Genomic DNA, 11,838 nt, shown 5'->3' on the forward strand with positions numbered 1-11,838 from the left:
AGGTAGGTTTCATTAGGTTACTGCATCGCGCTGGCTATCGAGGTAAGTGGTCAGAGCGGTGCAGGTGCTATCAAATGAATTGCTGATCTTCTCTGCCAGGGCTTCCGCCTTTGGTGCGCCAAGATCATAAGGCTTCAACCTCTCGGCCTCGCTGCAAGCCAGCACCAGGAGCGTGCATCCGAGTTGCCCGGCGCTGCCCTTGAGGGCGTGTACCACATCCTGAAAACGCGGATAGTCTCGTTGCGTCGCCGATTCCTGGATTTCGGCCACGAGATGATGACCGTCCTGGATAAAACCCCTCGTTACGTCATCTACGAAATCGTTCCCTCCCAATTGACCGATGGCATATAAGGCTTGCTCGTCTACCATACCCTGGGCGGTTCCCTGTGTATCCAGGGAATGCAGCACATTGTTTTGGCTCGTTTCCTGGCGTTTTTCCGCAAGTTGCGCGATAGTATCGAGCAAATGCCTGGCGTTGATCGGTTTGGTGAGATAGGCGCTTGCGCCGGCCAGCCGACAGGACTCCATGGATTCGCGGGTCGCGTCGGCCGTCAGCATGATGACTGGGGCGGGTGTCGCGGTTTCCATGAAGCGGACCGTCTTCAAGACGTCCAGCCCGCTGATTCCCGGCATGTTCATGTCCAGAATGAGCATGTCAAAAGAAGGGCCTTCCCGTGCCAGGATGTCCAGGACCTCCTCGCCATCGGTCGCCAGACGTACACTGTGCCCGGCGTGTTTAAGTATCCCCTGGATTACTTTCTGGTTCACCAGGCTGTCTTCTGCAACGAGGAGGTGCAGGGATCGGGCGCTGCTACGCTGCTGGTAGTACTCCAGCAGCGGGACCACGTTTTCGGGCATATCATGCTCGGCTTTGGCGGCATGCAGCGCATTAAAGAGCAGCGTTCTGTCGATGGGAGTATGCAGAACCGATGAATAGCCGGCGCGCAGGAAGCGTTCGTCCTCTTGCCCTGATTCTTCTTCCTCGATCAGCACCAGGGATATCTGTTGCAGGGGAGACTCCGCCTCCGCCCGCACCGCGACTGCGAATTGATCCGCCGCCAACTCCAGTTGGCGGCGCTCCACCAGGGCCACCCGGTAGGGTATGCCGTGCTCGTTGGCTTCAACAATCCGCGAGAAGGCCCGTGCGGAGCTGCCCGCAAGGTCGCTCTTCATATTCCACGTCGTCAGGGCGTCCTGGAGCTTTTCGGCTAGCGCGCCACCAGCGACGATCAGCACACGGGTATCGGGCAGGGAACAGGTGTCGTTGGCATCCTGAATCCGGGCTGTATCGCGGACCAGGAAAGGCAACTCGAACCAGAAGGTGGAACCCGAACCGACAAGGCTATGGAAGCCGATGCGGCCACCCATCTTCTCGACCAGTTCCTTAGCGATGGCCGTGCCCAGACCAGTGCCGCCATAACGACGCTGGATGGATGCATCCGCTTGGACGAAAGGCTCGAAGATGCCCGCCTGCGCCGCCTCTGGAATGCCGGGGCCGGTATCGCTGATATCAAAGCGGAGCCAGGCCTTGTCAGGCGTGACGGAAAGGGGGCGGACACTTAACTCCACACGACCTTCATCTGTAAACTTGACGGCGTTGCCAGTGAGATTGATCAGCACCTGACGCAGGTGGCGGGGATCGCCGCGCAGCAGGAAAGGCGTCTCTGGCACGATGTGGTTGACCAGATTCAACCCCTTTTTACTGGTTGCGGTCGTTAGTGTCTTGAGTGTTTGATTCACCAGGGCATGCAAATCAAAATCGGTTTGCTCGATGATGAGACGCCCCGCCTCGATTTTGGAAATATCCAGGATGTTCTCGATTAATTCCAGTAGGGTATGCGCCGATGCCTGAATGATGCGGGCGAGCCCCATTTGTTCCTCGTTCAGGCCGGTCTCCAAGAGGAGATCGCTCATCCCGATGACCCCATTCAATGGGGTGCGTAGCTCGTGGCTCATCTTGGCGAGAAACTGAGATTTGGCCCTGTTGGCCTCGTTTGCGCGGTCGATGGCGGCATTTAGTTTGGCCAGCAGGGCGGCCATATACGTGGGGAGGGCAGCCAACATGATTAACCCGCCCACCCAGAATGTGAAATGAGAGGACCAGAAATTGCTGGTGAACAGCACGGCAGTGAAGCCGGTAACACTCATAATGGTGGCAAGAAACAAATAATTGAGGCCGTATCGGAAACCGTTCCCCATGGTGACCCAAAGATAGATTCCGAGCAGCGGAAATCCCGACTGGTAAGCGCTCTGAGAAATCAGGAAAGATATACCGCCGAGGTCTCCGCTCATGCCCAAGATGCGCCGCCAGGGATATTCGCCCGGCCAGACGATGATGGAAGTAAACAAACTTACTGAAAAAACTATAAAAATAGTAGCTGAAATCTGCAGAGTGAAAAGATGCCTGGGGTCTTTAAGCAGACTGATATAGGCGGAGGAGAATATATAGATATAAACCAGCAGGCCGATCACCATTCGCACAATCGCCTGCTCATGCTCACTATCGGTCCGCCGGGATAGTCGGCCAGAGATGGCCCGGAAGAGGCCCACCTGACGGACGGCTGGATCATTTGTTTCGGGCATCTGAGTATCGGACATCGATGGATCCACAGTGGCGGCCGGGCTGGGTTGCGCCAGCTTTACATATCCGCATCAGCAGGCGATGAGCCGATGGTATTTCCTTGTGTTGGGGGATCGCATAACCGCCTCCCGATCGCACGGATTTCGTCGATCTGGTCGAGAAATGCCTGCACGCAGAGGGGGTCAAAGTGACGACCTGCCTGATCTCTTATATAAGCAACGGCCTCATCGAAGGGCCAAGCCGCCTTGTAAGGGCGCTCCGAAGTCAGGGCGTCAAACACGTCCGCCACCGCGACAATGCGCGCCGCCAGCGGGATTTCCGCCCCCCGCAGCCGCTTGGGATAGCCGCTACCGTCAAATTTTTCATGATGACCCAAAGCAATCACCGCTCCGATCTGGATAAAACGGGATTGGCTGCCGCTCAATATTTCGTAGCCGATGATCGGGTGCGCTTGCATTATCTGGAACTCATCCGCCGTGAGCTTGCCGGGTTTCAGGAGGATGGCGTCGGGTATCCCTATTTTACCAATGTCATGCAGCGGCGCGGCCAACTCAATTTCTTCACACTCCATTTCGGTGAAGCCCAGCTTCTCGGCCATCACGCGGGCATACTTGGCCATGCGCATGACGTGGTTGCCGGTATCATGATCGCGGTATTCACCGGCCCGAGCTAAAATAAGGAGCGTTTCCCGCTCCCTTCTGCGGACCTGCCCGGTCGCCAGCGCCACCTGATCCTCCAGCAGGCTCGCCCGGTCTTTGACGATCTGCTGCTGCTTGCGCAGGGCGAGCAAATTGCGACAACGCACTTGGCACTCGTGTTGGTCCACTGGTCGAGTGAGAAAATCCGTGGCTCCGATCGCCAGGGCTTTGTAGCGGATTTGGATATCCTGGACTACGGTGACGATCACCAGCGGCACATCGCCGCAGGCAGGAATGGCGCGGACGCGCTTCGTGAACTCCAACCCATCCATGACCGGCATTTTGTAGTCTGCAAGGATGAGATCCGGCGTTTGGTCGTGTATCCGCTCCAGGGCCTTGCGGGGATCGGTGAAGCTTTCCACCAGTGGTTCCGGTGTAATGCCGAGCACCAGTTTCTCCAGGATCTTGCGACCGGTTGACTGGTCGTCCACGATAATGACGAACGGCTTCGTGGACGAATTATTCGTCTTGCCCCCGGACAGCGGCGCATCCGAGTTGTCCTGGAGGTATGAGCGTTGGTTAGCTGATTGCATAAGTTCTCCGGGTCCAAGCAAACGCATCTCAGCCTGATTTGCTAAGCCGCATACATATAACCCTAGACCGGCGCGTAGTATATGTCCACCTGAACCACCTGACTAGTTGACCACGCTCGCGCAGCGCACCCGCGCCGATGAAGAATCTGCCGGTGGACGTGAATATATGAGCAACTCAACAGCTTCAGGGCGATAATTACTTTCTTATATGGTGTTGTTCTTATTATTCACGTTCACTTGGAGAGATTGCAAGACGGTGATATATGATACTGTTTTTATTGTATTTTTTATTTATCATCTAAGCGCTTGGCGTGAAACACAGAGATGCATGGGAGGCATGTATTACGGTGCTTGAAAAAAACGTTGCAAACTGCGGCAAGTTGTATTAAATAATATATTAAGGTGTTATTATGTCTGCACTGGTGTCAGGTGGATACCTATGGCAGGGTGAAATGAGGGCGGCGAGCAAGAAGGTCGACGTGAAGCCTAAGTCGCTTTACGTCTTTAAGGGTTGTGTATTTTTGAGCGGAGGAAGAGACGTATGGCGGCAGGAAGAGGTACGGCTACGGTGTTTGTATCTGCTGTGGCATGCGCAGCAGTAATTATAGGCGCCCTGGAGTGGGAAAAAACGGTGGCACTGCCTAGTCCATTTGGACAAGTCATTAATGGGGTGCATCACTACTCAATTGATGAGTTCAATTATTATTACAAACCGGGCCATATGATATGGCGTGTCGGAGAAAAGGTAGCGTTAACTATTGATAATCGGTCACAGTCGGCACCAGCGATTGCGCATCAGTTTTCAATAGGTAGAACGTTGGTTTCCCGGAATAATGGTTTTCCAAAATCACAGGCCATGGCCGTCGGATGGAAAGACAACTTCTTTGACGGCGTGCCCATTACGAGCGGGGGGCAGACGGCGCCGATACCAGCGTTTTCCGTTAGTCTCAACGGCGGTCAGAAGTACACTTTCAGCTTTGTGGTGCCCAATAAACCCGGCAAATGGGAATACGGTTGTTTCCTGCAAACGGGGCAGCACTTCATGAATGGGATGCACGGTAATATTGACATACTACCGGCTCATGGAAGCTAATATAGGGAGGGCATATGAACGCAGCAAAAGAAAACTTATGGAAAGCTTTCCGTGGCCTATTGGTGGTATGGATTATTGGCTTGGCGATTGGCGAAACGCTTATGACCTGGGGCATTGGTAACTGGCCGATTTTGGGTAGTATCCAGGCACACATCACGGCGGATGCGACTACATATCTTTTGTGGCAGGCGGTAGGCATCTATGTGCTGGTAGGCGGCGCCCTTGTATACAGTGCGGTGCGCTTTCGCGCCTCGTCCATGTCAGATACAGAGGCCCCAGCCTATCAGAAACGGACTTGGGCCCCTTTCGTGGTGACGTGGCTGGCCTTGGCTATAGGCATTAACCTGGCCAACACGATTTATCCAGGCATGGTGGGCTTAGAGCAACTCTGGGGCATACAACTGGATGCGAAGAAGCCGTTGGTTATCGATGTTACCGCACAACAATGGAAGTGGACGTTTTCTTACCCCAAGCAGGGCGTGACGGATGTTTCAAAACTGGTGGTTCCCGAGGGTCGCACCATAGACTTCGTCCTGCGGACCAAAGACGTCATGCACGATTTCTGGGTACCCGCCTGGGGCGAGAAAAAAGACGTGATTCCCAATGAAGTGCGGCATCTGTTTATCACCCCTACCGCGTTGGGAACAACCGCTACGAACCCGATGATACGTGTACAGTGTTCCTTGATTTGTGGTAACGGACATCCTTTGATGCGGGCACCGGTTAAGGTGGTAACAGCAGCAGACTTCAAAAAATGGATAGCGAACAATAGCTTCTAATGAAGACTTGCCATCTAATATGCTGAATTGGAATGAGGAGTAAATAATGGCAACTAATGAAATGCAAGTGCAACCGCTGGATGATATGAATGGTGACAAGAGCGCGTTCACGATTACTATGCTGTATCCACTATTGCGCGCGACATTTTGGGGTCTAACCGGATATTTTGCCGCGGCATGGATTACGGCTGCTGTGACTGGCGATGTTTTGGTCGGTGCTCTACCTGCGACAGTGGGTTACGTGGCTGGCATGATCGGCTGGTTATTGGGTAGCGGCGTATGGGAGGGATGGATACGGCGAGCATTTGGTGGGGAAGAAGCCCCATCATTCACCGGCGTTGAACGTTATTTTCGTTTTGGTCCGGATTCGAAGTCTACAGCCGTGCGGTATGTGATTTTCAATATCGCCGCCTTCCTTTTCGCAGGCCTATTTGCCATGGCCATCCGGATCGAGCTGCTGACACCGGACTCGACGAGCTGGTGGATGTCGGAGGTTATGTACAATGAAACCTTCGGTATCCATGGGGTGATTATGCTGCTAGGTGTGGTGGCATCGGCTATTGTCGGCGGCGCAGGGTACTACTTGCTTCCCCTGATGGTGGGGGCGCGCAATGTCGTCTATCCCAAACTGTTGGGGCTTAGCTGGTGGCTCTTGCCGCCAGCAGGGTTGGCGGTATTTTTGAGCCCTTTGATCGGTGGATTTCAGACCGGATGGTGGGGCTATCCGCCTTTAGCGCAGAATAGCGGTAACGGTATTGTGTTCTATGCCCTGGGCGCCGCTACTATTCTTATCGCGTCGCTGTTCGGCGCCATTAATATCGCTGGCACCATGGTGTATATGCGCGCCAAAGGGATGAGTCTGGGCCGCGTCCCGATTTTTATTTGGGGCTTGTTTGCTGCCGCCACGATTCTTATCGTCGAGTCGCCCGCCACCTATACGGGTGCGCTGATGGACTTGTCCGATATGATAGCCGGCAGTCATTTTTACACCGGACCTACCGGTCATCCCTTAGCCTACATGGATCAGTTCTGGTTTTTGTTCCATCCGGAAGTTTATGTCTTTATATTGCCCGCTTTTGCCATATGGCTGGAGATTCTTCCCGCCGCGGCCAAGCGTCCGTTATTTGCCAGGGGTTGGGCTATCGCCGGACTTGTTGGCGTTTCCATGTTGGGCGCGATGCTGGGCGTTCATCACTATTTCACTGCGGTGAGTGATGCGCGTATGCCCATATTCATGACACTCACTGAAACCGTGTCCGTTCCTACGGGATTTATTTATCTGTCCGCCATTGGAACAATATGGGGGGGCCGCTTAAGGATTAATGCCGCTGTACTGATGGTGCTTATGGCCATGATGAACTTCCTGGTCGGTGGTTTGACGGGGATATTCAATGCCGATGTCCCAGCGGATTTACAGCTTCATAACACCTATTGGGTGGTCGCACATTTTCATTACACCATGCTTGGTGGCGTGATCTTTACCTGGATTGGTGCATTGTATTGGTGGTTCCCCAAGGTTACTGGTCGGAAGATCAACGAGTTTTGGGGGAAATTTCACGCCTGGTGGTTCTTCGTGTTCTTCAATTGTACGTTCTTCCCCATGTTCATAGCGGGCCTCGATGGGATGAACAGGCGCATTGCCATATATCTGCCCTACCTGCATAACATTAACCTGTTTATGTCTATCTCGTCTTTCTTCCTGGGCGCCGGTTTTCTCATTCCGCTGGCCAACCTGGTTTATAGTTGGCGCTATGGACCGAAGGCCGATGCAAACCCATGGGGTAGTAAGGGCTTGGAATGGCAGGTGAAGTCGCCTACGCCGTATGTGCCATACCCTGCGACGATTGAGCCGGAGGTTGTTGGTCCAAATGACAACTACGCGCCGGGAGCGAAAGAGCCCTTTGTCTGGGTGTCCACGCCAAGCAAATAAATGAGGAGGAAATAGATTATGGCAGATAATAGTTATGCTAGCTTAATGGATCCGGCTTCGGAGCGCGCGAAGAGGGGGGCATTCTTTTTCTTGATGCTTTTTGCCGGGATCATTTTTGCGATGTGGGACCTCGCGCGCTTCCTTTGGGGGGGCACCGCGGTGCCTAGTACCCTGAGTATGGGGGCGGGTGTTGGTCTCAGCGTCCTGATGCTCGCCAGCCTGGTGCCGGTGGTGGTTGCGCGCAAGAAGCTGGATCAGGGCGATGATGGCGGTATTATTGGTAATTTGGCCACCCTGATTGTCATCTCTTTGGTAATGATTGGTGGAATAGTCTACAACTGGACCACGTTAAGCATCGGTAGTGGTTATGGCGGGATTTACGATATTACCAGCTTATGGTTTCTGGTGCACTTCGTGGCGGGGATCCTGGCGTTACTGGCAAGCATGATGAAAATATCCCGTACGCCCGATCGAGCCAAGGCAGAGCGTTGGGTATCGTATAATGTTCTCACCTACTGGAGGGGGATAGTTATCCTCTGGGTAGCCTTTTTTATCGTCTTCTATATCGCGTAATTTGCTTATAGATTATCAAATTATACCGAGGGCAAGATAATGGATATGTCGCATTTGTCGTTTGTTATTCCAGCTGGAGCGGATAATCCGACGTTCTTCTGGTTGACGGGATACATCGTGTTTCCGGTGGTGTTTTTAAGCATGTACTTCTGGTGGGTATTAAAAGAGGTGGCCAATGAAGATCGGCTCCGTGTTTTAAAGAAGACAGAAAATAGTCCATCTGGCGACGGATAACCTCATAATAACTATCTGTTTATATTGTTAAAGCATGTAACGTGGTAAGGCTTGTTTTATCCCCCCGATTGATCCGCTATTGAAGAAACGGCGGGTCTTTTTTATGTTGCGGCGTTGTCCACCTTCACATGCAGACATGAACTCGCAGGCGATTGACCGCACTCAGCTATGGCTCGGTTGAGTGCTTCGGGGTGCCCGCTTTTCTTGTGCGGCGTGACTTCGTGTTTCAATGTGGTGCCCAGGGCCGGACTCGAACCGGCACGGCATAAGCCGAGGGATTTTAAGTCCCTTGCGTCTACCGATTTCGCCACCTGGGCAGGGCGGCTATTTTATTACGTTTTGCCGTTTTGCTCAATCGTTGACGTTTGCGCTTCCGATCCCTAGTATGACTAATATTATGGTCATATAGAGTACACAACTATGGCAACTTATACCTTGGCCAAAACCAAGGCTCATCTCAGCGAAATACTCCATCAGGTGGAAAGCGGTGAAACTGTGGTTATCACGCGCCATGGGCGGCCTGTAGCTCGCGTGGAGAGCGCCAGTAAAGTCACCGGAGCACTCCCAGTTGACCGCCTTGTTGCATTTCGGGCCAGGATGCCACATTGGCGCAAACGGAGTATTGACCTCTTGCAAGAGATGCGGGATGAGTCGATCTGAGGTGTGGTATTTAGACACGAGTTTTCTGGCACCACTCATTCTGGAGGAGCCGACGAGCTTCCAGGTTACCGCGTACCTGCAAGCATTGCCTTCTGGTGAATTTGTGTTGAGCAGCCTCACGCGGCTTGAGTTTTCCAGTCTGCTCGCCCGCGAGGTCCGCATGAGTGGTTTGCATGAGGAGGAGGCACTAGCCGCCGAAAACATGTGCGATGATTTGATTCGTGATGCCTTCCGTGTGCTGCGTCCTGGGCACGACGATTTTGTGCTGGCAGGGAATTACATTCGGCACTATGCGACGGGTCTGCGCACAGCCGATGCGTTGCATTTGGCTATTGCCAGAAATCATGGGGCCGATCTGGTGTTATCGCTGGACAAAGGGATGCTGAAAGCGGCAACGATGATGGGCGTTCGTGCCAGCAATGGCATTGGGAACGTCGTGTAATATGCTCAACAGACGGCGGAAATGCGCCACCGGGGGATGAACCTGCAATCACGCGGATATGGTCTCATCCTTCACCGCCTCATCCAGTACTTCTTGAGGAACACCGCGCTTTCTCAGTGCAGCAACCCCTCGCTCACATAGTGAACGCGACGCACATCCCGGCCTACCCGCCGGGCCAGCTCCCTGATGGACATTTCCCCCACACTCATGATCTAGCGCACCAGCGACCATCGTAACGCGGTCAGTCGGCCCAGGAACGCATCCGGCGATTCAAAGTTCAGGGGTTCCGCCTGCGCGGCAATGTAGCGTGGCGGATAGACATGTCAATAGTAAACCATGGTAAATTATAATAGTAAATATATTTTACTTTTATAAATTAGAAGATCATCCACAATGCCAATCAAGCATTGGAACCCAATCAGTGGCTTCAATCGTCGTTGTCTACCATGACACAAGGAGAGCAAACATGGCCGTAAAAACGTATGAGGCCGGTGTAAAGGACTACCGGCAGACCTATTGGGCCCCCGAGTACGTGCCTCTGGATTCCGATATCCTAGCCTGTTTCAAGATTACGCCGCAACCGGGGGTGGATCGTGAAGAAGCCGCCGCCGCGGTAGCCGCCGAGTCTTCCACCGGCACATGGACCACGGTGTGGACCGATTTGTTGACCGACATGGATTACTACAAAGGCCGCGCCTATCGCATTGAAGATGTGCCGGGCGACGACACCTGCTTTTATGCGTTCGTTGCCTATCCCATAGATTTGTTTGAAGAGGGGTCCGTGGTTAACGTCTTCACCTCCCTGGTCGGTAACGTGTTCGGCTTCAAGGCCGTGCGTGCGCTGCGCCTGGAGGATGTGCGATTCCCGCTCGCCTATGTCAAGACTTGCAATGGACCGCCCCACGGTATCCAGGTCGAGCGCGACAAAATGAACAAATATGGCCGGCCGATGCTCGGCTGCACCATCAAGCCCAAACTCGGTCTATCCGCCAAGAACTATGGTCGTGCAGTCTACGAGTGTCTGCGCGGTGGCCTGGATTTCACCAAGGACGATGAGAACGTCAACTCGCAGCCTTTCATGCGCTGGCGCGATCGGTTTCTGTTCGTGGCCGATGCGATCCACACGGCCGAAGCCGAAACGGGCGAGCGCAAAGGACACTATTTAAACGTTACCGCGCCATCGCCCGAGGAAATGTATGAACGGGCAGAGTTCGCCAAGGAACTCAATATGCCCATCATCATGCACGACTTCCTCACCGGGGGCTTCTGTGCCAATACCGGTCTGGCGCGTTGGTGCCGGAAGAACGGCGTCCTGTTGCACATTCATCGTGCCATGCACGCGGTGGTGGACCGCAATCCCCATCACGGCATTCACTTCCGCGTGCTGGCCAAGGCGCTCCGTCTGTCAGGCGGTGATCACCTGCACACCGGCACGGTGGTTGGCAAGCTGGAAGGTGACCGTGCCGCCACTCAGGGCTGGGTCGACCTGCTGCGCGAGTCATTCGTCCCCGAGGACCGCGGTCGCGGCATCTTCTTCGACCAGGACTGGGGCTCCATGCCGGGAGTCTTCGCTGTGGCTTCCGGCGGCATCCACGTCTGGCACATGCCAGCGCTCTTAGCCATCTTCGGCGACGATGCGATATTCCAGTTCGGTGGCGGTACGCTGGGGCATCCGTGGGGCAACGCTGCCGGAGCCGCTGCCAACCGCGTGGCACTGGAAGCCTGTGTGGAAGCGCGCAATGAAGGGCGCGATCTGGAGCGCGAGGGCAAGGAGATCCTCACCAACGCCGCGAAAGACAGTCCAGAGCTGAAAATTGCCCTGGAAACCTGGAAAGAGATCAAGTTTGAATTCGATACCGTGGACAAATTGGACGTGGTGAATCGCTGATTCGGTAACAGAGATCGCAAAGGCGCAAACGAAAACCCGCGCGGCGTGTAGCTTGACGGCTCGCTCCGCGCGCCACAGAAAGGAATAGAAAATGGCTGACATTCAGGACTACAACTCAACACCCAAGTACGAAACCTTCTCTTATTTGCCGGCGATGGGGCCGGAAAAAATGCGCCGTCAGATCGCCTATCTCATCAATCAGGGCTGGAACCCCGGCATCGAGCATGTGGAACCTGAACGCGCATCGACATACTACTGGTACATGTGGAAGTTACCCATGTTCGGCGAACAGTCGGTGGACACCGTGATCACGGAGTTGGAAGCATGCCATCGCGCTCACCCCGGCCATCACGTGCGCCTAGTCGGGTATGACAATTACTCGCAGAGCCAGGGCAGCGCTTTTGTGGTGTTTCGCGGGCGCTAAGCG

The 11,838-nt window shown here is 54.2% G+C and carries 12 protein-coding genes and 1 tRNA gene; 9 read left to right on the forward strand and 4 right to left on the reverse strand.

What is annotated here, in order from left to right; genetic code table 11:
• Positions 1-12: 12 nt before the first annotated feature.
• Positions 13-2,598, reverse strand: a complete 2,586-nt coding sequence (locus tag PJU76_RS06060) for a hybrid sensor histidine kinase/response regulator (RefSeq protein ID WP_271780894.1) — start codon at positions 2,596-2,598, stop codon at positions 13-15.
• A 41-nt stretch (positions 2,599-2,639) separates the two neighbouring features.
• Complete coding sequence (locus tag PJU76_RS06065; protein ID WP_271780895.1) at positions 2,640-3,812, reverse strand: HD domain-containing phosphohydrolase; 1,173 nt, start codon at positions 3,810-3,812, stop codon at positions 2,640-2,642.
• Positions 3,813-4,353: 541 nt separating this feature from the next.
• Between PJU76_RS06065 and PJU76_RS06070 the strand changes: the two genes are divergently transcribed.
• Genes PJU76_RS06070 through PJU76_RS06090 form a run of 5 tightly spaced genes read left to right on the forward strand, consistent with a single transcriptional unit; the run spans position 4,354 to position 8,421 of the window.
• A complete protein-coding gene (locus tag PJU76_RS06070) occupies positions 4,354-4,905 on the forward strand; it encodes a cupredoxin domain-containing protein (RefSeq protein ID WP_271780896.1) in 552 nt (183 codons plus the stop codon).
• Positions 4,906-4,919: 14 nt separating this feature from the next.
• Positions 4,920-5,684 (forward strand): cytochrome c oxidase subunit II, encoded by a 765-nt coding sequence (locus tag PJU76_RS06075; protein ID WP_271780897.1) that lies wholly within the window; start codon positions 4,920-4,922, stop codon positions 5,682-5,684.
• A gap of 46 nt (positions 5,685-5,730) precedes the next feature.
• Positions 5,731-7,614, forward strand: coding sequence for a cytochrome c oxidase subunit I (locus PJU76_RS06080; protein WP_271780898.1), 1,884 nt, complete (start codon positions 5,731-5,733; stop codon positions 7,612-7,614).
• Positions 7,615-7,632: 18 nt separating this feature from the next.
• Positions 7,633-8,187, forward strand: coding sequence for a cytochrome C oxidase subunit III (locus PJU76_RS06085; protein WP_271779019.1), 555 nt, complete (start codon positions 7,633-7,635; stop codon positions 8,185-8,187).
• 39 nt (positions 8,188-8,226) lie between these two features.
• Positions 8,227-8,421, forward strand: a complete 195-nt coding sequence (locus PJU76_RS06090; RefSeq protein ID WP_215892986.1) for a cytochrome C oxidase subunit IV — start codon at positions 8,227-8,229, stop codon at positions 8,419-8,421.
• Between the two features lie 232 nt (positions 8,422-8,653).
• Here PJU76_RS06090 and PJU76_RS06095 read toward each other — a convergent pair.
• A tRNA-Leu gene (locus PJU76_RS06095) sits at positions 8,654-8,738 on the reverse strand.
• Positions 8,739-8,841: 103 nt separating this feature from the next.
• Between PJU76_RS06095 and PJU76_RS13720 the strand changes: the two genes are divergently transcribed.
• A complete protein-coding gene (locus tag PJU76_RS13720; RefSeq protein ID WP_408629752.1) occupies positions 8,842-9,081 on the forward strand; it encodes a type II toxin-antitoxin system Phd/YefM family antitoxin in 240 nt (79 codons plus the stop codon).
• Complete coding sequence (locus PJU76_RS06100; protein ID WP_271780899.1) at positions 9,068-9,523, forward strand: type II toxin-antitoxin system VapC family toxin; 456 nt, start codon at positions 9,068-9,070, stop codon at positions 9,521-9,523. The genes PJU76_RS13720 and PJU76_RS06100 overlap by 14 nt, the downstream gene beginning before the upstream one ends.
• Positions 9,524-9,636: 113 nt before the next feature.
• Here PJU76_RS06100 and PJU76_RS13795 read toward each other — a convergent pair whose 3' ends face one another.
• A complete protein-coding gene (locus PJU76_RS13795) occupies positions 9,637-9,732 on the reverse strand; it encodes an HVO_A0114 family putative DNA-binding protein (protein ID WP_456298499.1) in 96 nt (31 codons plus the stop codon).
• Positions 9,733-9,989: 257 nt separating this feature from the next.
• On the opposite strand from PJU76_RS13795, the gene PJU76_RS06105 reads away from it, so the two are divergent.
• Both PJU76_RS06105 and PJU76_RS06110 read left to right on the forward strand, forming a co-directional pair.
• Positions 9,990-11,411, forward strand: coding sequence for a form I ribulose bisphosphate carboxylase large subunit (locus PJU76_RS06105; RefSeq protein WP_271779775.1), 1,422 nt, complete (start codon positions 9,990-9,992; stop codon positions 11,409-11,411).
• A 91-nt stretch (positions 11,412-11,502) separates the two neighbouring features.
• The gene (locus PJU76_RS06110) at positions 11,503-11,835 is read left to right on the forward strand and encodes a ribulose bisphosphate carboxylase small subunit (protein WP_064217737.1); all 333 of its coding nucleotides are present in this window, start codon (positions 11,503-11,505) and stop codon (positions 11,833-11,835) included.
• Positions 11,836-11,838 lie beyond the last annotated feature (3 nt).

The organism is Acidithiobacillus ferriphilus (genome assembly GCF_028215975.1).
GTDB classification, from domain to species: Bacteria; Pseudomonadota; Gammaproteobacteria; order Acidithiobacillales; family Acidithiobacillaceae; genus Acidithiobacillus; species Acidithiobacillus ferriphilus.

Excerpts from the sequence above, each read along its gene's own strand:
- PJU76_RS06065 (WP_271780895.1), bottom strand. The coding sequence starts at position 3,812 with ATGCAATCAGCTAACCAACGCTCATACCTCCAGGACAACTCGGATGCG.
- PJU76_RS06070 (WP_271780896.1), top strand. The coding sequence starts at position 4,354 with ATGGCGGCAGGAAGAGGTACGGCTACGGTGTTTGTATCTGCTGTGGCA.
- PJU76_RS06075 (WP_271780897.1), top strand. The coding sequence starts at position 4,920 with ATGAACGCAGCAAAAGAAAACTTATGGAAAGCTTTCCGTGGCCTATTG.
- PJU76_RS06105 (WP_271779775.1), top strand. The coding sequence starts at position 9,990 with ATGGCCGTAAAAACGTATGAGGCCGGTGTAAAGGACTACCGGCAGACC.
- PJU76_RS06090 (WP_215892986.1), top strand. The coding sequence starts at position 8,227 with ATGGATATGTCGCATTTGTCGTTTGTTATTCCAGCTGGAGCGGATAAT.
- PJU76_RS06110 (WP_064217737.1), top strand. The coding sequence starts at position 11,503 with ATGGCTGACATTCAGGACTACAACTCAACACCCAAGTACGAAACCTTC.
- PJU76_RS06100 (WP_271780899.1), top strand. The coding sequence starts at position 9,068 with ATGAGTCGATCTGAGGTGTGGTATTTAGACACGAGTTTTCTGGCACCA.
- PJU76_RS06080 (WP_271780898.1), top strand. The coding sequence starts at position 5,731 with ATGGCAACTAATGAAATGCAAGTGCAACCGCTGGATGATATGAATGGT.
- PJU76_RS13795 (WP_456298499.1), bottom strand. The coding sequence starts at position 9,732 with ATGAGTGTGGGGGAAATGTCCATCAGGGAGCTGGCCCGGCGGGTAGGC.
- PJU76_RS13720 (WP_408629752.1), top strand. The coding sequence starts at position 8,842 with ATGGCAACTTATACCTTGGCCAAAACCAAGGCTCATCTCAGCGAAATA.
- PJU76_RS06060 (WP_271780894.1), bottom strand. The coding sequence starts at position 2,598 with ATGTCCGATACTCAGATGCCCGAAACAAATGATCCAGCCGTCCGTCAG.
- PJU76_RS06085 (WP_271779019.1), top strand. The coding sequence starts at position 7,633 with ATGGCAGATAATAGTTATGCTAGCTTAATGGATCCGGCTTCGGAGCGC.